Source organism: Polynucleobacter paludilacus, assembly GCF_018687595.1.
Classification (GTDB): domain Bacteria; phylum Pseudomonadota; class Gammaproteobacteria; order Burkholderiales; family Burkholderiaceae; genus Polynucleobacter; species Polynucleobacter paludilacus.
On the sequence record NZ_CP061298.1, the window covers coordinates 1,270,412 to 1,290,658 of the forward strand.

The window sequence follows — 20,247 nt, forward strand, 5'->3', positions numbered from 1 at the left end:
CATCATGCAGCCAGCCCACCATCTTCTCGATTTTCTGCGCCAAGATCAACGATCTTCTTTACTCTTATGGTTGCTGACCTATCTCATTGCAATTGCTAGTGCAGCGATCGCCCAGCTTCTCCATACCCCGCTGCCCTGGATGCTGGGACCCCTCTTTGTTCTGGCCTTAATTGGCTCACTTGGCATTCCTCTGCAAGCACCACCCCTTGGCAGAAGCATGGGGCAGTGGTCTTTAGGGATTGCGATTGGGCTTTATTTTTCGCCAAGTGCAGTTGTCAATATTGGACATGACCTCCCCTTTATTGCCATCGCCTGTGTGGTCTCAACCATCTTACTAGCCTTTGGCACGTGGATGTTATGGCGCTTCTTTCATATTCCGCTTCGAACAGCCTTCTTTGCCTCTGCCCTTGGTGGCGCATCTGAAATGACTGTGCTGGCAGAGCGACATGAGCAAAGAGCGGACTTGGTTGCGGCTGCGCACTCTCTCAGATTACTGTTGATCCTGGCGATTATTCCTGGGATCTTTCAGATTTATGGAGTGCCTGGCAATCTCGATTTTCAATCTCTCCACTTGCCAATCTCATACTCCGGAATGGGTTTACTCTTGCTCTGCTCCTCGATTGGTATTGCCGGCTTTCATTTTCTAAAGCTACCCAATGCATTTCTATTGGGGCCCCTAGCCGTCAGCGCGATCGTCACTGCATGTGGAGTTGAGTGGACCGCTTGGCCAAAAGAGCTTTCCAATGCAGGGCAGCTTTTAATCGGCGTTGGCCTAGGTATACGTTTTACCCGAGAGTTTGTTATTCATGCCAAAAAATTAGCAATCGGCGTCACTATTTACACCCTTCTTGCCTGCGTCATTAGTGTGCTATTTTCATTGGCAATTGCTGGCCCATCAGGTCTTGATATTGAATCACTGATTCTGAGTACTGTTCCTGGTGGCATGTCAGAGATGGGGATCACTGCGAAGAACTTTCACCTGAACGTCCCCGCTGTTGCCGTCTTTCACGTTCTGCGTATGGCTTTCGTGATTCTCTCCGCAGAATTATTTTTTCATCAAGTCTTAGGTAGACTTGAACGTAAATTTGACCTACATATTGATTACCCAAGATAAGATGATCTTTATGTATCCTCATCAGAAAGATTGTTATGAGCACAACTCACACTAAAGTTGCACTAGTCACGGGCGCAGGTGCTGGCATCGGCAAAGCTGCGGCTAAAGCATTACTCCAAGGCGGTTATCAAGTAGTGCTGACGGGGCGGAATCTCGATAGGCTAAAGCAAGCGATGATCGATATTGGTGGTAGTTCAGAAAACTGTTTGGCTGTGGCATGTGATGTTGGCAAGCCAGAGCAAGTGAAGAATTTATTCAAAGCACTTAAAGAACGCTTTGGTCGTATTGATGTACTTTTCAATAACGCGGGTATGGGAGCACCAGCAATTCCCATGGAAGATCTCAGTTACGAGCAATGGATGAATGTGCTTCATGCCAACCTATCTGGCGCCTTTCTGTGCTCCCAAGAGGCCATCCGAATGATGAAGACTCAGTCTCCACAAGGCGGCAGAATTATTAACAACGGTTCGATCTCTGCTCATGCACCCCGCCCACTATCAGCCCCCTATACCGCAACGAAACATGCGATTACGGGTCTGACTAAAACCATTGCCTTAGATGGTCGCCCTTTCAATATCGCATGTGGGCAAATTGATATTGGCAATGCCGCGACTGAAATGACAGAGCCGATGGCTGCGGGCATTTTGCAAGCAGATCAATCGGTTAAGGCTGAGCCAAGAATGGATGTGGATCATGTAGGGAAAGCCGTGCTGCATATGGCGCAGCTACCGCTTGAGAGCAATATTTTGTCGATGACCATTATGGCTACCAACATGCCTTATGTTGGTAGAGGGTAGTAAAAAAATTACTGCTGGACCTGATCAACAGTCAGACGAATGTTGCTGGAGCCGACTTTCACAGTCTGCTGACCGGAGAGCAGGTCGCCTGCTTCGGCTTTAGCCATGCCTGTTTTAGAAATACGTACTTCAACCGTTACCTCAGACTGCTGAGATATGAGTGCCGCAGGATTCATCGCCAAAGAATCATCTAAGGTAAATCGGATGGGGAAAGCGCTCACTGGTGTCTTAAGAACAGCTACTGGCATTCTTTCACCAGGCTTGCGAGCAATAACCATGAGTAGCTCATCAGGCTTGATACGCGAGGCCAACTCTGGCGTGATTGTGATGACTCCACTAACGCCTTTGCCAGCAACAGCCAGAGGGACTGGCAGATGTCCTTTAGCCCTCGCCTCCGCGATCGAATTCAAGACTGCACGCGCTTCCTCTGACTGAGGTGGCAACTGTTTAACTATCTTCTCCCAATTCTGGACTGCCAGCTGAAATTGATTCGTGCTGAATGCATCACTACCAGCCAACCACAAGGCCAATAGATTATTGGGGTCGAGTTTGAGCGCCTGCGCAATGAGTTGATGGGGTTTGCCAGCAAAGTTACCGCTAGCATTGGTCGCCAAGAGATCGGCATAGTCAGCCAATAGTTCAGCTTGATTATCGAGATAGGGGCCAGCACGCTCATATGCTTTGAGAGCATCGGCATTTCGTCCCATCACACGATAGGATCGAGCTAACATTGCCCAGCCCTTGAGGTTAGTAGGATCTTTCTCCAGCTTAGCAGCAAATTCACTGACCATTTTCTCAACATCGGCTTGTGAGACCTGATGCTTGGCATTTTCTTCTGCCACCTTAACGGCATCGCCTTGATAAAAATAGATGCCAGATGAGAGCAGAAATATCGACAGGCACACAAAAGTAATCGTTTTTTTAATTGATCCAAAACTCGCTTGATCATCAACTTCTTGGGTATCTTGAAATAAACGTTGTCGCAATTCAGCATGCGCCATCTCATAGTTTGTAGCATCCATCTCACCAGCTTGACGATCCAGTTCGAGCTTATCAAGCTCCTCTCGATAGATTGCTGCATTCATCTGGCGACGGGAAGTATTGGCTGCCTGCTTTCTAAAAAATAGCGGGCGCAAGAGGAAGGCAAGGCTGAGCAATAAAATACACAGTGCTGGAATCAAAAAAAACATCATGGACGAGCATCCTTTTTGAATTCGGTTTCCACTGTATTTAAGAGCACATCAAGACGACGATTTTCTTCATCCGAAAGTGTCTTGCTATCCATGCTGGTATTTCTCTGACGTAAATACATCAGCAAGCCGATGATTCCAATCAACAGAATCGTAAAAGGTCCGAGCCAAAGTAGCCAGGTAGTTGGCTTGACTGGGGGTCGGTAGAGTACAAAGTCGCCATAACGATCCACCATATACTGTCTAATCTCCACATTGCTCTTACCGGCCTTAATCATGGTGCGAATCTGCGCACGTAAGTCATTAGCCAAGTCAGAACGAGATCCTGCCAAGGATTCATTTTGGCAAACCAAACAGCGCATTTCTTCTGAGATGGTAATCAGTCTTTGCTCTACCGCAGGATCTTCTGCCAGAGGGGCAGCCTCATTGGCCATCAGCCCATGACAAGCAAATATCAGCAGCAGGGTGGATATGAAAGTCCTCATGATTGATTAAGCTCTGCAATCAAAGGAGAAATTTTCTCTTTCAGAATTTCTGGAGTAATCGGACCAATATTTTTATACCGAATCACGCCGGCTTTATCAATGACATAAGTCTCGGGCACCCCATACACACCATAATCAATTCCGACACGCCCATTGCCATCAAAAGCACTCAGAGTGTAAGGATTACCCTCCCGCAATAACATGGTCATGGCATCTGCTCTTTGGTCTTTGTAATCAAGGCCAATGATCGGCAAGGTTTTTGTCTTACTAAATTCAATTAAGAGGGGATGCTCTTCGCGGCAAGCTACGCACCAAGAAGCCCAGACATTGAGCATCCACACCCTCCCTTTCATACTTTCTGGAGAGAACATTTTTTGAGGCTCAGCCAGCTGCCCAATCTCAAAATTGGGTGCAGGCTTGCCAATGAGCGGAGATGGTACTTCACGGGGATCGCGACTGAGTCCAATCGCCAAGAAAGCGACCAGAAAAATAAAAAGAATCAGGGGGATTAATAGTCTAGGATTCATACTTCGCCCTCAGCTTTGAACGATATCGCTTATCTGATATTGCAATTACCCCGCCCAGCGCCATCAGTAAACAACCACCCCAAATCCAATCTACAAATGGCTTGTAATAGACCCTGACGGCCCAAGATTGATCTGGGAGCTCTTCACCAAGAGAAACGTAAATATCGCGAGTTAGACCAGCATTGATAGCAGCTTCGGTCATCGGCATCGTCGATGAAAAATAATTACGCTTCTCTGGATAGAGTGTGGTCTCCAGTTTGCCTTTACGACTCACCTCGAAAGTTCCGCGGGTGGCTTTGTAATTTGGTCCTGACACAGCGCCAATGCCCTGCATCTGAATTTGATAAGCGCCTACTGTCACCGTATCACCTGAAGACATCTTTACGTCCCGCTCTTCTTGATACGCGCCAACCATGGTGACACCAATCACAAAGATTGCAATGCCCAGGTGGGCAAACTGCATACCAATAAAGGAGCGCGTGGGCTTGCCGGTTTTGAATTGACGCATTACTTGCTGAATACCAGAGCCAATAATCCAAAAAGCCAGAAGAAAGCCCAAGCTAGCCAGCCATGTGAACTCACCCATCACCGTTGGAATGAGAGCGGCTGCAATCACTGCCAGCAAGGCGGCAATCCAAAGACGCTTAATCACCACAAGCAAATTAGTATTTTTCCAATTCGTCCATGGGCCAATACCCATCAATACGAGCAAAGGAATCATGATAGGAACAAAGACGGCATTGAAGTATGGGGGCCCTACAGAAATCTTGCCAAGGTTTAAAGCATCAATCAAGAGGGGATAGAGTGTCCCCAGTAAAACAGAAGCTGCTGCAGTAACCAAGAAGACATTCCCGAGCAAAATCATGGTCTCACGAGCAGTCAGGGTAAATTGCGCACCTGTTGCACGTTTTGGGGCTCGGATTGCATACAGAGTTAAAGATGAGCCTACCACCAGAGATAAGAGAATCAGAATAAAAATGCCGCGTCTGGGATCCGTTGCAAATGCATGCACTGAAGTGAGCACACCCGAGCGCACTAAAAAGGTTCCAAGTAGGGATAAAGAAAAGGCTGTGATAGCCAGCAGAACAGTCCAACTCTTAAAGACGCCCCGCTTTTCAGTGACCGCTAGAGAATGCAGTAAAGCCGTGCCGACTAGCCATGGAATGAAAGAGGCATTTTCAACGGGATCCCAGAACCACCAGCCACCCCAACCTAATTCGTAATACGCCCACCAAGACCCCAGCGCAATACCCAGTGTCAGAAAAATCCAAGCAGCTGTGGTCCAAGGACGCGACCAACGCGCCCAAGCAGCATCTAAACGATTGGAGAGCAAGGAAGCAATTGCAAAGGCAAAGGCAACTGAGAAACCTACGTAGCCCATATACAGCATGGGCGGATGGAAGACCAAGCCAGGATCTTGCAACAAAGGATTGAGAGAGCGACCTTCTTGTGCAGCAGGTAACAATCTTTCAAAAGGATTAGAAGTAGCGATTACAAACAAGAGCAGTCCACTGGATACCAGACCAAGCACCCCAATCACCCGTGCAACCATAAACTCATCAAGCGCGTCAGAAAGTTGCGCAACTAAAAAGGTCCAGGTACTCAGCAACAAGAGCCACAACAAAAGCGAACCTTCGTGTCCGCCCCAAACTGCACCGAAGCGATAGACTGTTGGTAATTGGGTATTCGAGTGCTCAGCAACATAGAGCACTGAAAAGTCATTGACATAAAAACTCCATGCCAAACTCCCAAACGCAAAAGCCAATAACACGAAAACCGTCTGCGCTGCTGGCTTGGCTAGAACTAACCACTCTCGTCGGCCCTGATAAGCTCCGAGCAAAGGCAATACCCCTTGGACCAAGGCGATACAAAAAGCCAAAATCAAAGCATAGTGCCCTAGCTCAGGAATCATTTCTGTACTTCCTGTTTTTGCGCCTGTTCTAGTGCATGTTTTGCTTCTGGTGGCATATAGTTTTCATCATGCTTGGCGAGCACTTCACTAGCCACAAATTCACCACTCTGATTTAAGCGTCCTTGTACAACAGCGCCCTTACCCTCTTTAAACAAATCGGGAAGAATGCCGGTATAGCTGACTGGGATGTCTTTAACCAGATCAGTCACTACAAAGTGGACGGTGATGCCATCGCGTCTCAACGAAGCACTTTTTACTAATCCGCCAATACGAAAGGTCTGAGATTGAGGCGCTTTACCATTAGCAACATCACTCGGTGTGACATAGAGGGCGATATTACTATTCAGAGCATTCAGGATCAGGAGTGCAGCAACTCCAATGACGATCAGCGCGCCAATAATGAATAAGGCTCGCTTATGGCGCGGCTTCATATTGCTTTGAAGGCTCACTGTCGACTCTCTTGATGATACTGGTCGGCAAGTAATGCTTGTTTGAGTCTACGCAATATGGACTTACGCTGTGAGCGCACCATGAGCACTTCTATGAAAAAAGCAATGGCGCAGAGGCCAAAGCTACTCCAGACATAAAGTGCGTAGCCACCCATGGCTAGAAATTCACTGGCACTATTCCACATTAGCCCTTAACCTCTTTCAAATTCTGCACCCAATCCGTATGAGACTCTCGCTCCAAGATGATGACTCGTACTCGCATCAGCGTCATGGCGATTGCATACATCCAAAAACACAGAGCCATGAGTAACATTCCCCACAGCATGGTGTGCGCCATCGAAGAAGATTTCGTCATCGAGACTGAAGCGCCTTGATGCAGAGTATTCCACCACTTCACCGAGAAATAAATGATCGGCACGTTAACAACACCAACTAATGCAAGAATTGCTCCCGCTTTATCAGCACGACGTACTTGATCGATGGAAGCCTGCAAAGCAATGAAGCCAAGATATAAAAAGAAAAGGATCAGCTCAGAAGTCAGACGAGCATCCCAAACCCACCATGCCCCCCACATTGGCTTGCCCCAAAATGCACCTGTCCACAGAGACAGAAAAGCCATGACAGCCCCAATCGGTGCTATAGCTTGCGCCATCATGGCTGAAAGTCGAGTATTAAAGACCAAACCAATCCCAGCCCATGCGGCCATGATCATGTACAAAAACATCGACATCCAGGATGCGGGGACATGGACAAAGATAATGCGATAACCTTGACCTTGCACTGCATCTACTGGCGCAACAAAAAAACTCACCCACAGTCCAGCCAAACCAAATGCAACAGTCAAAACCCAGAAAAAAGGAATGAGTTTTCCGGCCACAGGATAAAAAGCACTGGGGCTGGCAAGCCTAAACCAATTAAGCCAGGATTTGTTAGTCAGATCGTTCATCGAAATTATTCAATCGCAATTCTAAGGGCAGCAGCACTAACCCAAGGGACAAATGCTAAAGCCAAAATCAATAAGGCGCCTAGGAGTGAAAAATGCCCAGCGACATCAAGCCCAACGCTTTTGGCATATACCGCACCGGCTCCAAAGATGAGCACCGGGATATAAAGGGGTAATACCAGCAGACTCATGAGCGCCCCACCGCCCCGCACCCCCAAGGTCAATGCAGCGCCAATCGACCCAATCAAGGAAAGTACTGGAGTGCCCAATAATAGGGTCAGCAATAGGGTTTCTAAAGAAGCACTGTCTAGATCAAACTGCAAGCCAATCATTGGCGCCAATATCAACAGTGGTAATCCACAAACCAGCCAGTGAGCCGTGATCTTTCCCAAAACGAGTACGACGAATGAGCGTGGTGATAAAGCCAATTGCTCCAAGGTTCCATCTTGATAGTCACTTGCAAAGAGTCTTTGTAAACCCAATAAGGTAGCCAATAAAGCCGACACCCAAATCACACCGGGAGCAATCTTACGCAACAAAGCAGCATCCGCTCCAATACCCAGGGGAAATAAGCTAGTCACAATCACAAAGAAAAATAAAGCGGTCAGCACTTCACTCTTACGGCGCATGACTAACAATAAATCCCGCTGAACAATCATGAAGAAAGCGTTCATAGTTGCAAAGCCCGTAATCCAGCAATGCTGATCTCTTGATGGCCAGTGAATACAGTAATTCCGCCTTGAGATAGATGCTGCTCAATGAGCTCAACTAATAATTGCACACCATTAAAGTCGAGTGCATTGAAAGGCTCATCCAATACCCATAGAGGCGCTCTGCGCATTGCAATCCGCGCTAGTACTATCCGTTTTTTTTGACCTGCTGATAAATAATGCACTGGCAGATCTTCCCGTCCCCGCAAGCCAAATTGCGACAAGCATTGCAACGCAGCCTTGTGACTGAAGTCGACTTTACCAAGCGCCGCATACATCATGAGATTTTCCAAGGCACTCAAATCTTCTTTTAAGGCATCACGATGTCCTAGGAAGCAAAGCCCTTGATGAAAATCTTCTAGACCGTTTTTGATATTCGCTGCATTCCAGATGACCTCGCCCTGCTCTGGCTGCGCAAGTCCAACCAATAACCGGAGGAGGCTGGTTTTACCAACGCCGTTCTCACCTTTCACATGCAAACAATCGCCTGAACTCAAAGTAAAACCCAGATTGGCAAAAAGTGTTTGCTCGCCTCGCACGCAGCTCAGATCCCTCGCTTGCAAGCTCTGGGGTGTAAAAGGGGGATGAGAAATATAGGCTGTCATGGAACTATGGCTTGAAACAAACTTTGGAGAATATTGTCTTTTATTTCAAGTATTTAAAGAATTATAGACGCAAGCTCTGGATATGAAAAACCACCCGCAGGTGGTTTTTTGGCTTGAGCTAGCCAGACTTATTCAGCCTTTACAGCCTCAATCGCAATTGCGATGGTAACTTCATCGCCAACATTTGGAACGTACTTGGCCATATTGAAATCACTACGCTTTACTTTGGTCTCAGCATTGGCGCCGCAGACATCTTTACCAGACATAGGGTGCTTTTTGCACTCAAAATGGGTAATCGCCAAAGTGACTGGCTTGCTTACACCCTTCAAAGTCAACACGCCCTTCAATGCACTAGGTTTGTCACCTTTGAATACCATCTGATCAGCTTGGAAGGTTGCGGTTGGGAACTGAGTAGTTGATAAAAAATCTTCGCCCTGGATGTGTCCATTAAATACATTGGAACCAGTATCAACTGACTTGGTATCAATCGTAATATCAGCACTTCCTTTTTTAGCAGCCTGATCAATTGTTACTGTGCCGGTAACCGTATTGAAACGGCTAGTCTGAACCGAGAAGCCGAGGTGGTTATAAGAGAACTGCGCGAATGTATGGTTTGGCTCAGCCGTGTAAGTAGCTGGAGCAGCAAATGCTGCAACTGTTAAACCGAGAGTTGCCAAAAGGGCAACGAGTAATTTAGATTTCATTGATTTCTCCGTGATTAAAAAACACTACTAATTAGAATTTAATACTAAATGGACTTTAACGGGCACCTCATTCGCAACCGCAGAGGTATCGGCCCAATTGCCTGCTCCCAAACCATAATCCAGTCTAAGTAACTGAAATGACGAATCAAAGATGACCTGCTTGCCCTGCACCTGGTAGGTTACTACCATCGTTAATGGCATTGCCTTGCCCTTAATCGATAACTTGCCAGCAATCTCGAGTCGATTATTGCCTAAGTTCTTCACTGAATCACTCACAAAGTTGGCTGTTGGAAAACTTTTGGTATTGAACCAATCCTTGCCTCTAGCCTCTTCTTGCAAATCGTCGCCACCCGCATTAAAGCTAGCAATCTCAATCACTAAATTGGCTTTGGCTTTTTCTGCTTGGTCGGGATTGAAATCCACCTTGCCAGAAAACTTGCTAAAGCCACCATTGAGATTAGAGCCCATCAACTTCGTTGTAAAGGTAATCTTACTTTTGACCGCATCGATAGAATTAAATTCAGCTGCCTGGGCGGGCAATGTAATTCCACATAAGAATAAGGAAGTACTGAATACCGCTAAAACAGTAAAAAACTTTTTCATGATGCATTCTTTTTATTCGATGACTTACAGAATGACATTCGAGTAATGAGGCCATCCTTATCAATAAATTGATGCTTCAAAGCTGCTAAGACATGCAGACCCACTAAGATCATTAAACCATCTGCTAGAAAAGCATGTAAATCCTCTAACTGCTCAGCGAGGGATTTATCTTTTGACACCAAGTCTGGCAGCTCGAATAGGCCAAAATAGTTCACTGTATAGCCATGAGCAGAGCTCATTAACCAACCCACCACAGGAATGGAGAACATCAAAATATACAAAGCCCAATGCGTGAAGACCATGGTGCGCTCTTGCCACTTTGGCATCACGATATGGAGCTCAGGTGCTGGATGAGTCAGGCGCCAAACGATACGCAATAAGACTAAAAATAAGATTGTGATTCCGATCCACTTATGCCAACTAAAACTCACAATTCGATCTGGGCCCAAGGGCATATCTACAGCGAGCGTGCCAATAGTCCAGACCACAATAATTAAAACTGCCATTACCCAGTGAATGAGAATGGCTGGAGTGGTGTAGCGTACCTGTTTCATTATTATTTATTCCTTTGGCTTGCTACTTTGCTGAGCCTTCTTGGGCAATGAAGCCAAAGTACTTGCATCATTTAATTGCTGGTCGACTAAATAAAGTGTGCCACCGTAATTGGCTTGCAAATCATAGCCAGATAACCCGACGGTATAAAACGTAATATCGGGATTAAAGGAGCGAATTGTGCCGCCCGAACCTGCGGAGAAATTTGCAGCGATATCAATACCGCCTTTCTGGCCATCTATCGAAGTCAGCAAAAACTCATCAATTGATCCAGGGGTTTTAAAGAAGGCGATTTGATATTGATCTTGATAGCCTGCACCGACACCCTCTCCAGTTTTTAGGGCATTCATGAAGATCGGTTCTTTGCGGCGTTTATCAAAGAGCACTCCTTGCCCTCTTGCTACCACCACCAAAACTACATTGATATTCGTTGTACTAAATACAGCGTATCCAGCAGATTTAGCAGCGAGATCTTTTACCTTGGGATTCTGCTTAATCAGTGAGTCTAGGCCGGTTTGCGCCATCTTCAATCTGGCTTCGCGCATCTGATTAATCTGCGCTGGAGTCAGCGGCTCTCCATTCTTGCCAGTAGATTGGCAGCCTGCCAAAAACATCGATAAAACCAATAAGAAGGTAGTCAGTTTTTTCATAATCCTAATCATTGCATCAATATATTAATAAACCCCAGGAATCAGTTTAGCAGTGCGTCTTTGATACCCAGCATACTCAGGGTATACCTGCCCCATCCAATACTCCTCCTTCCTAGACTTCACCTCAAAGAAAATCATTACAGCAATGAACTCAACCAGAGTCAATGTAGCTTGAGTATGCAAAAACCAAGCTAAAGCCATCAAAATCACCCCCAAGTAGATTGGATGGCGGACATGGGCATATAGGCCAGTTTGAACGAGTTCACCATGCTCTATTGGCATAGGCAAAGGCGTAAGATTTTTCTTCAGCTGTATGGCTGCCACAATGGCAATCAGGAGCCCAAGCGGAAAGAGGAGCAAAGCAATCATCTTCAAGATCTTGCTTACAGTCGGAGAAAAGGGGAGAATGCCCCACCAATCCGCTGGCCCCAGAAAAAGTATCCCCAAAAGAACAGCCTGAATCAAAACGTAAGTAGCGCCATTTTGGAATAATTTTTTAATATTCATAAAGCTCCTTCAATCTAGAAATAAAAAAGCCCCACTGGATTGCGAGGCTTTTTATATCTACAAACTCTTTAGTGCCTAAGGAATCATGATGATGGCACCGGACACTTTTCTTCCTTCTGCAGCTCGGTGAGCATCGGCAGCTTGCTCAAGCGGAAACTGAGCGCCAATTTGAACTTTGACCGCGCCACTCTGAATTGCATCAAACACATCTTTTGCATTTTCTTGAAGCAAGGCAGCTGTTGCATTATGAGGAAAGACGGATGGTCTAGTTAAAAACAAGCAGCCCTTCTTGTTCAAAATCTCTGGATTGATATCTGGCGCAGGACCAGAAGCAGCACCAAAGAGCGCCACCGTTCCAAAAGGCGCGGTGCAATCTAAAGATCCTAAGAAAGTAGTCTTGGCAACAGAGTCATAAACAACATTAGCCTTACGACCACCAGTCGCCTTAATAACCTCCTCTACCCAATTGGGCTTGGAGTAGTCCACAACCGCATCACAGCCCGCTGCCTTTGCTGCAGCAAACTTCGCTTCAGAGCCAACAGTGCCCACTACAAAAGCTCCTAAGGCCTTAGCCCAGCCTGCCAAAATCTGTCCTACACCACCTGCAGCAGCATGAACTAATACGACATCACCTGCTTTGACTTTATATGTTTTCTTCACCAAGTACTGCGCTGTCATTGCCTTGAAAAATACGGCAGCAGCCACTTCATTAGAAACACCCTCAGGGATATGAACTAATTTTTCAGCAGAGACATTACGTAAGCTGGTATACGCACCAATGCCGGCATTGATGTACATCACGCGATCGCCGACCTTGAAACCATTTACATCTTGACCAAGCGCTTCCACTACACCAGCAGCCTCATGACCTAAACCCGTTGGTAACTCTAAAGGGTACATACCCGAGCGCTGGTAGATATCAATGAAGTTAAAGCCAACCGCGGTCTGACGAATTTGTACTTCACCTGCTGCGGGAGCGGGAAGCTCCTTGTCAATCAATTCAATTACTTCAGCACCACCATGCTTTGCAAGACTAACCATTCGAGCTGTTGCCACACATCACCTCATTATTATTTTGTTAAGAAAATATCATAGCGCAAGACTCTCGTCCTACTGTGCTAAATCAAATACCAAGACCTCAGCATTACGTCCATTGCTGAGTTGAATTTCATGCTCTTGAGCGAGATAAGCTGCATCACCACCTTGAAGCACTTTGCCGTTGACAGAGAGCTCGCCCTTGACCAAATGAACATAGGCCTTACGAGCTGGATCTATTGTCAAGCTAGCCAACTCAGCTCCATCAAATAAGCCAGCATATAACTTCGCATCGGCATGAATCACAACAGAATCTTTTTCTCCATTAGTCGAGGCCACTAAACGCAATTTGCCGCGCTTTTCTATCTCTGGAACCGTTTTTTGCTCATAGCCCGGAGGAATGCCTTTTACATTTGGCTCAATCCAAATCTGCAGGAGATGCGTTTGCTTACCTTCAGCATGGTTGAACTCACTATGTACTACCCCAGTGCCGGCACTCATTCTTTGCACATCACCAGGAGGGATTCCTTTGATATTGCCCATACTATCTTTGTGAGCCAATTCACCTTCAACGACATAACTAATAATTTCCATGTCGCGATGGCCATGATCGCCAAAACCACGTCCAGCCTCAATCCAGTCCTCATTAATGACTCTTAAATTACCCCAACCCATAAATTGAGGATCGTAATAGTTAGCAAAAGAGAAGGAGTGGAAGCTTTTTAACCAGCCGTGGTCTGCATAACCCCGTTCAGCCGATTTACGAATATTGATCATTTGGTTAACCTTAAAACATGTTATTTCAGTGAACAACTATCCTACACTAAGGGCCAAAATCTGGCTGAGTCAGGCCTAGGGAGGCTATCAGCACCCCCACAATCTCCCGACATCATCGGATTGTCATAATTCGATGGGAAACTTGGACCATATTCGATACCACAACCGATCGGGAGTGATGAGATGCTCTACCAAATTATTCCTCTTGAAATGGGCTCCCTCGTTGAGCGCGAGATTTATCGCAAATCCAATATGGAGATCAAATGTGGCCTAGTCTGGAAGCTGGGATCCGTAATCACTCCACATAAGCCCACTTTCCTCAAAACCTATAATCCTGCTGTTGGTATTTGCCTTGAGGATCTCAAGGGCGCAGAAATCAGCGATACCTATAACGGCGAAAAAGTGATTTATTTTTCAGAAACCGTTCCTGAAGATCTGCAAGAAGAGTTAACCGATATTTTTTATGGCATCTCCCACAAATACTCCGGTCCGCATCAAGCTGTTTTTGAGGACTTGGATTGGTCTCTTGAAAAAGTAGAATCCTTCATCTTTGGACAGCTGGAAGTAAAAGAATTAAAAGAAGAGGATTTGGCTGCCTATAAATAAGCAGTAGCAATTGGTTTTCTAAAATCAGTAGTCGTGCTATCGTCTTCTCGACGTACACCCTAACGCCCATCCCTATATCAATATGACTCGCTACTTTGTTTGGAACGCCTCGGTATTTCTCAGCATTCTGTTTGCATACTTACTGTTATCAGACCGCCAGACTCCCCTCATTTGGTATGGTCTCATTCTCTTTTCGATTCTCAGCATCATTGGCGCTCTCGACCAAATCCAAAAGAAGCACGCCATTCTCCGCAACTATCCCGTCATAGGGCATTTGCGATTTTGGCTCGAATTTATCCGACCTGAAATTCGGCAGTACTTTGTCGAGTCCGATAGCGAAAAACTCCCCTTCTCACGTAATCAACGGGCCTTGGTTTACCAGCGCTCTAAAAATTTATCCGATCAACGTCCATTTGGCACGATCGATGATGTCTATAAACCGGGCTATGAGTGGCTGAATTATTCCAATGCGCCAATTACCGATGAGCTTCCAGATGACATCAGAATAGAGGTTGGGCAACAGAGTTGCTCTAAGCCCTATTCCATATCGCTATTTAATATCTCAGCGATGAGTTTTGGCTCCCTCTCAGCCAATGCAGTTCTTGCTTTAAATAAAGGCGCCAAGCTCGGTGGCTTTGCGCAAGATACTGGTGAGGGCTCAGTCTCCCCGTATCACAAGGTCTACGACGGCGATCTCATCTGGGAAATTGGCTCAGGCTACTTTGGCTGTCGTCAAGCAGATGGCCACTTCGATATTGAGAGGTTCACTCAAGTTGCCACAAATCCCCAAATCAAAATGATTGAGATCAAGTTATCTCAAGGCGCCAAACCAGGTCATGGTGGTATTTTGCCTGCAGCCAAAATTACGCCAGAAATCGCTCTCACCAGGGATGTTCCGATGGGAGTCGATTGTGTTTCACCAAGCAGGCATACGGCCTTTAATACCCCAGTTCAGATGTTGGAGTTTTTCTCTTTGCTGCGTGAAAAATCCGGTGGTAAGCCAGTAGGCTTCAAACTCTGCATTGGTAAACCTGAGGATTGGTTTGCCATTCTGAAGGCCATGATCGACACCCAATTAACGCCAGACTTTATCGTAGTAGACGGCAGCGAAGGTGGCACAGGCGCTGCACCTGTTGAGTTTATTGATCATATCGGCATGCCAATGCGCGATAGCTTGCGCCTTATCCATGAAACCCTGATAGGTGCCAATTTACGATCTCGCATCAAACTTGGCGCCGCAGGCAAAATCATCTCCGCTTTTGATATTGTGCGCGCTTGTGCGATCGGTGCAGATTGGTGTAACTCAGCACGCGGCTTCATGTTTGCCATTGGTTGCATTCAGTCACGCACCTGCAATACGGATATGTGCCCCACTGGAGTGGCAACTCAAAACACCCAAAGACAAAAAGCGCTGGATCCCGTTGATAAAGGAACCCGAGTCTACCAATTCCATAAAAATACAATGCATGCGCTTAGAGAAATTCTGGCTGCGGCAGCCATTCGACATCCCTCAGAGTTAAAGCCAGATCACATCATGCGCCGGGATGAAAATGGGATTACTCAACCCTTCTCAAAACATTTACTTCATATTCAGGCAGGATCTTTATTGCAAAGTGATCCAAGCAATGCATTTACAGGTGAGTATGCTTATCTGATCAATGCTTGGAATGCGGCGAATGCGAAGAACTGGTAGGCGACTTAACGCTTGTAGAAACTGAGGGTTACCTCACCCAGGTAAATGCCAAACTTGCTCATTTGGGCTTTATTGAGCATCACTTTGGGGGTCACCAAATACATCCAGTCATTGAACTGCACGTTATAAACATCTTTATCGACTGGCAGCGCTAAGGTATAGGTCCAATTGAGGGCATTGCCCGCAGACTCACCAATAGCTTCACCGACCACATCATCTGCCTTACCAATATATTTCCCTGGTGCTACCTCGGTTAACTTCCAAATTCGCTTTTGCTTTGTCCCGTCAGCGTATTCAAAGCTTTCATCAAGAGTACCCACCTTTATGCCATCAATTACTTCCCAACGGCATTGCATGAGCACGGTGAAACGCTTAACGACTTCCCCACTGCGGTCAGTAAATATCCCATAAGCATCTAGAGTGCCATTAAAGTATTCGGATAAATCAAGCGTTGGCTTCTGATTGGCATAGTCGGTTACTTGAGGGCCTGCACAAGCAGACAAGAAACAGATGAGGCAGATCGCTAATACTCGGTAGCAGATTTTCATGGTGTGCAAGGCTCACTAAATAAAGGGGACAGACAATTCTGCCCCAGTAAAGTTTTGCGCAATTTAGGCGAGCTGGTTTTGTCGGAAAACCAAACTCCAAAAAAGGCTTTAGAGAAATCCTCTCCCGGAACTTGAGCTAAGGGCTTTTGGTTTAACAGAAAAGTAGTGCCTTGTTTTGGGACATAGACTGCAGTCAACATCGTGCCAGGCTCTACATTCGGGAAAATTTTTGCCAACTCTTTGCCCCATACCTCTGCTTGCCTTTCAGGGATCCCGGTCTTGACCATTTCGTCAGCGGTACGATTTGCCAAAATGTCTCCAGAAATGGAACGTTGGTAGCGAATCTCTAAAGCAAACTCACTTGCATTAGGAGCCGCACTTCGATAGAGAGTGGCATCATAAATAGGTAAGCCCCAATACGTTAATCGACCAGTGCTCTGAATCTTGGCTTGATTAAGCAACTTATCCATATATTGAGCTTCATCAGCGTAGCTAGATCCGATTGCAGTAAATAGCAACAAGGCAGCACACGAGGCTTTGAAAAACGCTTTCATACAGCCATCTTATTGCAAAAGGGTGTACGACGTATTACGGCCTAACTATAGTGTTTCTAAGACCTCTGTTAAGGATTTGCCTTCGTAATTAGGCTTTTCGCCAATCTCCTCAAATGGATGACCAAGGCGATTGACCCAAAAAACATCAAAGCCAAACCATTTAGCGGCAAGCGCATCCCAAGCGTTGCTCGATACAAATAAGACTTCTTGCTTTTGGATCGGAAAGGCTTTTAATAACAATTCATAAGCTTGCGGTGCAGTTTTAAATAAGCGCACTTCTTCAACCGTAACCACTTGATCCAGGTAAGGCTTGAGACCGTTACTCTCAACCACGGTAGCCAGCATCTCACGACTTCCATTCGACAGAATCGCTGTTGCAATCCCCTTTTCTTTGATAGCCTTGAGCACACTTAGGCTATCCGCAAATCCAGTGAGCTTGGCATACTGATCCATCAAGCGTTTCTCACTTGCGGCGGATAGCTCAAGATCCATTCGCTTGCAGACGTAACGCAGAGAGCGAATCGTCAAATCCCAAAATGGAATGTAGTATTTGCTCCCACTAGGATTGGGATCACTCATTGTGACTAAACGGGTGTACTCAATTTGGCGATCCCGCCACATCAAGGCAAGCGCTGCACCATGACCGGGGAATAATTCTTCTGCCAATACTCCCATTGAGTAAACATCGAACAAGGTGCCGTAGGCATCAAAAGCAATGAGTTTGTACATAAACAATTAATTATTGCCGTTTTTATTTTGCTTAAGCATGTTTGTGCAATCGATTATGGACTGCCAATAATGCTAGAAGAGAAATGGTTGCCGCAGTCGAGAGGTAGTAGCCCACAAACTCTAGGCCGCAGTTTGTCGCCAACCAAGTAGCGATATAAGGAGCTAATGAGGCGCCCAAGATACCGGCTAGCGTAAATGACAGTGATGAACCGGTATAACGCACGGTGGTTGGAAACAACTGACCTAGAGCAGTCCCGAGTGGGCCGTAAGTAAAGCCCATCAATAACAAGCCAATCGCTAAAAATATAACAGTGCTTAGCCAACTTCCTGAAGTAAAGAGCGGTGCGAATACGAGACCAAATACGAAGGCTGCCAGCATCGTCACAATGAGTACCTTGCCGCAACCAAACTTGTCAGATAAAACTCCAGAAACGGGCACCCCAATTGCGAAGAACAGCACTCCAATCATTTGCGCAATTAGAAAACTCGAGCGAGGGTAATGCAGAACAGAAGTGCCCCAGCTCAAGGTAAATACTGTCATCAAATAGAAGACGGCGAAGGTTGTAATTGATAGCAAAGTTGCCCAAAACAAGGTAGCAGTATGTTTTGTGAGGACCTCCATCATCGGCATTTGCACGCGTTGATTTTTCTGAATAGCCTCCAAAAATGCAGGGGTCTCTTCAATCTTCAAACGCACATACAAGCCGACAAATACCAAGACCGCACTCGCGAGAAATGGAATGCGCCAGCCAAAATCAAAGAACTGCTCATCTGTTAAGTTTTTACTCAGAATCAGGAAAGTTCCGCTCGACAATAAGAAACCAATTGGCGCCCCCATTTGCGGGAACATGCCATACCAAGCTCGCTTACCTGCGGGTGCATTCTCTGTAGCTAGCAAAACCGCTCCACCCCACTCACCTCCTAGGCCCAAGCCCTGGCCGAAGCGAAACAACGCCAATAAAATCGGAGCCAAGATACCAATCGAGGCATAGGTGGGCAATAAACCAATCGCCACAGTAGAAGGGCCCATCGTCATCAGTGCAGCTACTAGCGTTGCTTTACGTCCAATACGATCGCCAAAGTGTCCAAATAAAGCGGCGCCGATGGGGCGCGCAAAGAAAGCCAGTGCAAAGGTGGCTAAGGACTGAAGTACAGCCGTGTTTGCATCACTCGATGGAAAGAAGAGTTTTGGGAAAACTAAAACGGCTGCTGTGGCATAAATGTAAAAGTCAAAAAACTCAATCGTGGTGCCAATTAAGCTAGCCGTTAATACGCGTGTTGCTGAATTCTTTTGGCTCACCCTTGTCTCCTATTTTTATTTTTTATTGCTAGCCTCATAGGCCAATCGTCTGCAAAATCATAGCATTGGGATAAAACGTAGATTGTGATCGAACCCCCTCCAAAACCCGTAATCGCTAGACCTTTAGGAATTCAGAACCATGATTTTGGAGTACATTACAAGGAATCAGTGTGAGTTAAATACCCATCAAAATGAACCAGACCCCATCCATAGCCCCTCTGCGGAATTTCATTACGAATATGACTCGCTTGGTTGAAACCACTCAAGATGAAACCGTCTTGCTCGCAGAAAGTAAGCAACTTCTCGCAAACCTGATTCAAAGTGACTCCTGGTTACCTGAGTTTTGTACTGTGCCCCACCCGGAGTTCTATCAGCAATACTTGCTGCATGCTGATCCACTCGAGCGGTTTTCAGTGGTAAGTTTTGTGTGGGGTCCGGGACAAAAAACCCCGATTCATGATCACTGCACCTGGGGCTTAATTGGCATGCTCAGGGGCGCAGAAAAGGGACAGCGTTACCAATTCGACAACACTGGCAAGTTGGTAGTAGATGGGCCAGAGACCACCCTCAAACCAGGCGATATTGATGCAGTGAGCCCTCACATTGGTGACATTCATGTGGTGAGTAATGCCTTTGACGACCAGACCTCCATCAGCATCCATGTGTATGGAGGCAATATTGGCGCTATCCAACGGCATGTCTATGGGCTAGATACCGGTGAAATCAAACACTTTGTATCTGGATACTCATCAACCCAAACCCCCAATTTATGGGATCGCTCAGCCGAAGTGAGGGCCCAAATTCGCTAAAAACCTGTAAAAACAGACCTTTAGTAACTACCCATACTTATTGCTATCATGCAATATTCATCAAAAAGGCTCATAATAGCTAAGTATTAACCCTAATACGCTAAATAAGGAGCCTTAAATGACACAATTATTGAGTCTCTGGAATGAGGTTTTTGCCCAACAAAGCAAGACCGCCAATCTTGAGCAATTTATTAACAGCCACAACCCCGCCTCTGAGCACGATGTTGAAGAGCTCACACGTGACTATTTATTTCACTACAGCACTGTACGGGGCCTCTAATCATGAAATCATTTAATTCATTTTTACAAGATCTACTGGCTTCTTATAAGGCCGCCAAAGAATGGCAAGAAAAAAATCTGCGCTCTGTGCTTGTCTAAAAGAGCAGTTCAGATTCTCTTAGCAGATTCTTGAGAGATAAAAAAATACCAACCTGTGGGTTGGTATTTT

26 protein-coding genes are annotated in these 20,247 nt (G+C 46.1%); 6 read left to right on the forward strand and 20 right to left on the reverse strand.

All coding sequences use genetic code 11. From position 1 onward, the window contains the following. Positions 1 to 4: 4 nt before the first annotated feature. Positions 5 to 1,114 (forward strand): AbrB family transcriptional regulator, encoded by a 1,110-nt coding sequence (locus AOC06_RS06725; RefSeq protein ID WP_215379672.1) that lies wholly within the window; start codon positions 5 to 7, stop codon positions 1,112 to 1,114. A 35-nt stretch (positions 1,115 to 1,149) separates the two neighbouring features. Then, positions 1,150 to 1,911 carry an SDR family oxidoreductase gene (locus AOC06_RS06730; protein WP_215379674.1) on the forward strand — a complete coding sequence of 254 codons (762 nt, stop codon included), beginning with the start codon at positions 1,150 to 1,152 and terminating at the stop codon, positions 1,909 to 1,911. Positions 1,912 to 1,919: 8 nt separating this feature from the next. On the opposite strand, the gene ccmI is transcribed toward AOC06_RS06730, so the two are convergent. From ccmI to AOC06_RS06810, 16 genes are all read right to left on the reverse strand, one after another. Next, entirely contained in the window at positions 1,920 to 3,104 is a 1,185-nt protein-coding gene (gene ccmI, locus AOC06_RS06735) for a c-type cytochrome biogenesis protein CcmI (RefSeq protein ID WP_215379677.1), read from the reverse strand. Next, a complete protein-coding gene (locus tag AOC06_RS06740) occupies positions 3,101 to 3,586 on the reverse strand; it encodes a cytochrome c-type biogenesis protein (protein ID WP_215337908.1) in 486 nt (161 codons plus the stop codon). The genes ccmI and AOC06_RS06740 overlap by 4 nt, the downstream gene beginning before the upstream one ends. Then, positions 3,583 to 4,113, reverse strand: coding sequence for a DsbE family thiol:disulfide interchange protein (locus tag AOC06_RS06745; protein WP_215379680.1), 531 nt, complete (start codon positions 4,111 to 4,113; stop codon positions 3,583 to 3,585). The genes AOC06_RS06740 and AOC06_RS06745 overlap by 4 nt, the downstream gene beginning before the upstream one ends. Then, positions 4,103 to 6,025, reverse strand: a complete 1,923-nt coding sequence (locus AOC06_RS06750) for a heme lyase CcmF/NrfE family subunit (RefSeq protein ID WP_215379682.1) — start codon at positions 6,023 to 6,025, stop codon at positions 4,103 to 4,105. The genes AOC06_RS06745 and AOC06_RS06750 overlap by 11 nt, the downstream gene beginning before the upstream one ends. Then, entirely contained in the window at positions 6,022 to 6,456 is a 435-nt protein-coding gene (ccmE, locus tag AOC06_RS06755) for a cytochrome c maturation protein CcmE (protein WP_215379684.1), read from the reverse strand. The genes AOC06_RS06750 and ccmE overlap by 4 nt, the downstream gene beginning before the upstream one ends. 14 nt (positions 6,457 to 6,470) lie before the next feature. After that, positions 6,471 to 6,659, reverse strand: coding sequence for a heme exporter protein CcmD (gene ccmD / locus AOC06_RS06760; RefSeq protein ID WP_215271762.1), 189 nt, complete (start codon positions 6,657 to 6,659; stop codon positions 6,471 to 6,473). Further along, entirely contained in the window at positions 6,659 to 7,420 is a 762-nt protein-coding gene (gene ccmC / locus AOC06_RS06765) for a heme ABC transporter permease CcmC (protein ID WP_215379686.1), read from the reverse strand. The genes ccmD and ccmC overlap by 1 nt, the downstream gene beginning before the upstream one ends. A gap of 5 nt (positions 7,421 to 7,425) precedes the next feature. Next, positions 7,426 to 8,091 (reverse strand): heme exporter protein CcmB, encoded by a 666-nt coding sequence (gene ccmB / locus AOC06_RS06770; RefSeq protein WP_215379688.1) that lies wholly within the window; start codon positions 8,089 to 8,091, stop codon positions 7,426 to 7,428. Continuing rightward, complete coding sequence (gene ccmA, locus AOC06_RS06775; RefSeq protein WP_215379689.1) at positions 8,088 to 8,732, reverse strand: cytochrome c biogenesis heme-transporting ATPase CcmA; 645 nt, start codon at positions 8,730 to 8,732, stop codon at positions 8,088 to 8,090. Before ccmA ends, ccmB begins: the two co-directional genes overlap by 4 nt. A 128-nt stretch (positions 8,733 to 8,860) precedes the next feature. After that, positions 8,861 to 9,436 carry a YceI family protein gene (locus AOC06_RS06780; RefSeq protein WP_112314137.1) on the reverse strand — a complete coding sequence of 192 codons (576 nt, stop codon included), beginning with the start codon at positions 9,434 to 9,436 and terminating at the stop codon, positions 8,861 to 8,863. Positions 9,437 to 9,463: 27 nt separating this feature from the next. Continuing rightward, positions 9,464 to 10,039: a YceI family protein gene (locus tag AOC06_RS06785; RefSeq protein ID WP_215379691.1), complete on the reverse strand. Its 576-nt coding sequence runs from the start codon at positions 10,037 to 10,039 to the stop codon at positions 9,464 to 9,466. Next, the gene (locus AOC06_RS06790; protein ID WP_215379693.1) at positions 10,036 to 10,593 is read right to left on the reverse strand and encodes a cytochrome b; all 558 of its coding nucleotides are present in this window, start codon (positions 10,591 to 10,593) and stop codon (positions 10,036 to 10,038) included. The genes AOC06_RS06785 and AOC06_RS06790 overlap by 4 nt, the downstream gene beginning before the upstream one ends. Positions 10,594 to 10,599: 6 nt before the next feature. Further along, positions 10,600 to 11,241, reverse strand: a complete 642-nt coding sequence (locus tag AOC06_RS06795) for a lipid-binding SYLF domain-containing protein (protein WP_255879921.1) — start codon at positions 11,239 to 11,241, stop codon at positions 10,600 to 10,602. A gap of 24 nt (positions 11,242 to 11,265) precedes the next feature. Next, positions 11,266 to 11,748 carry a methyltransferase family protein gene (locus AOC06_RS06800; protein ID WP_215379699.1) on the reverse strand — a complete coding sequence of 161 codons (483 nt, stop codon included), beginning with the start codon at positions 11,746 to 11,748 and terminating at the stop codon, positions 11,266 to 11,268. A gap of 75 nt (positions 11,749 to 11,823) precedes the next feature. Continuing rightward, positions 11,824 to 12,804 carry a quinone oxidoreductase family protein gene (locus tag AOC06_RS06805; protein WP_255879924.1) on the reverse strand — a complete coding sequence of 327 codons (981 nt, stop codon included), beginning with the start codon at positions 12,802 to 12,804 and terminating at the stop codon, positions 11,824 to 11,826. Positions 12,805 to 12,858: 54 nt separating this feature from the next. Beyond that, positions 12,859 to 13,560, reverse strand: a complete 702-nt coding sequence (locus AOC06_RS06810; protein WP_215379701.1) for a pirin family protein — start codon at positions 13,558 to 13,560, stop codon at positions 12,859 to 12,861. 183 nt (positions 13,561 to 13,743) lie between these two features. Here AOC06_RS06810 and AOC06_RS06815 point away from each other — a divergent pair, with 183 nt between their 5' ends. Together AOC06_RS06815 and AOC06_RS06820 are read left to right on the forward strand one after the other, a co-directional pair. Next, on the forward strand, positions 13,744 to 14,166 hold the full coding sequence (locus tag AOC06_RS06815; protein WP_215379703.1) for a hypothetical protein: 423 nt from the start codon (positions 13,744 to 13,746) through the stop codon (positions 14,164 to 14,166). A gap of 82 nt (positions 14,167 to 14,248) precedes the next feature. Next, a complete protein-coding gene (locus AOC06_RS06820) occupies positions 14,249 to 15,859 on the forward strand; it encodes an FMN-binding glutamate synthase family protein (RefSeq protein ID WP_215379704.1) in 1,611 nt (536 codons plus the stop codon). 5 nt (positions 15,860 to 15,864) lie between these two features. Here the strand turns inward: AOC06_RS06820 and AOC06_RS06825 are convergent, their stop codons facing one another. From AOC06_RS06825 to AOC06_RS06840, 4 genes are read right to left on the reverse strand one after another with little or no spacing between them, the layout of a single operon-like run. Then, positions 15,865 to 16,407 carry a DUF3833 domain-containing protein gene (locus AOC06_RS06825; protein WP_215379706.1) on the reverse strand — a complete coding sequence of 181 codons (543 nt, stop codon included), beginning with the start codon at positions 16,405 to 16,407 and terminating at the stop codon, positions 15,865 to 15,867. Continuing rightward, complete coding sequence (locus AOC06_RS06830) at positions 16,404 to 16,961, reverse strand: chalcone isomerase family protein (protein ID WP_215379708.1); 558 nt, start codon at positions 16,959 to 16,961, stop codon at positions 16,404 to 16,406. The genes AOC06_RS06825 and AOC06_RS06830 overlap by 4 nt, the downstream gene beginning before the upstream one ends. Positions 16,962 to 17,006: 45 nt before the next feature. Next, positions 17,007 to 17,690 (reverse strand): haloacid dehalogenase type II, encoded by a 684-nt coding sequence (locus AOC06_RS06835; protein ID WP_215379711.1) that lies wholly within the window; start codon positions 17,688 to 17,690, stop codon positions 17,007 to 17,009. A 31-nt stretch (positions 17,691 to 17,721) separates the two neighbouring features. Continuing rightward, complete coding sequence (locus AOC06_RS06840) at positions 17,722 to 18,990, reverse strand: MFS transporter (RefSeq protein WP_215379713.1); 1,269 nt, start codon at positions 18,988 to 18,990, stop codon at positions 17,722 to 17,724. 191 nt (positions 18,991 to 19,181) lie between these two features. Here AOC06_RS06840 and AOC06_RS06845 point away from each other — a divergent pair, with 191 nt between their 5' ends. Together AOC06_RS06845 and AOC06_RS06850 are read left to right on the forward strand one after the other, a co-directional pair. Further along, on the forward strand, positions 19,182 to 19,799 hold the full coding sequence (locus tag AOC06_RS06845) for a cysteine dioxygenase family protein (RefSeq protein ID WP_215379715.1): 618 nt from the start codon (positions 19,182 to 19,184) through the stop codon (positions 19,797 to 19,799). A gap of 118 nt (positions 19,800 to 19,917) precedes the next feature. After that, positions 19,918 to 20,079: a hypothetical protein gene (locus AOC06_RS06850; protein ID WP_158526018.1), complete on the forward strand. Its 162-nt coding sequence runs from the start codon at positions 19,918 to 19,920 to the stop codon at positions 20,077 to 20,079. Positions 20,080 to 20,247 lie beyond the last annotated feature (168 nt).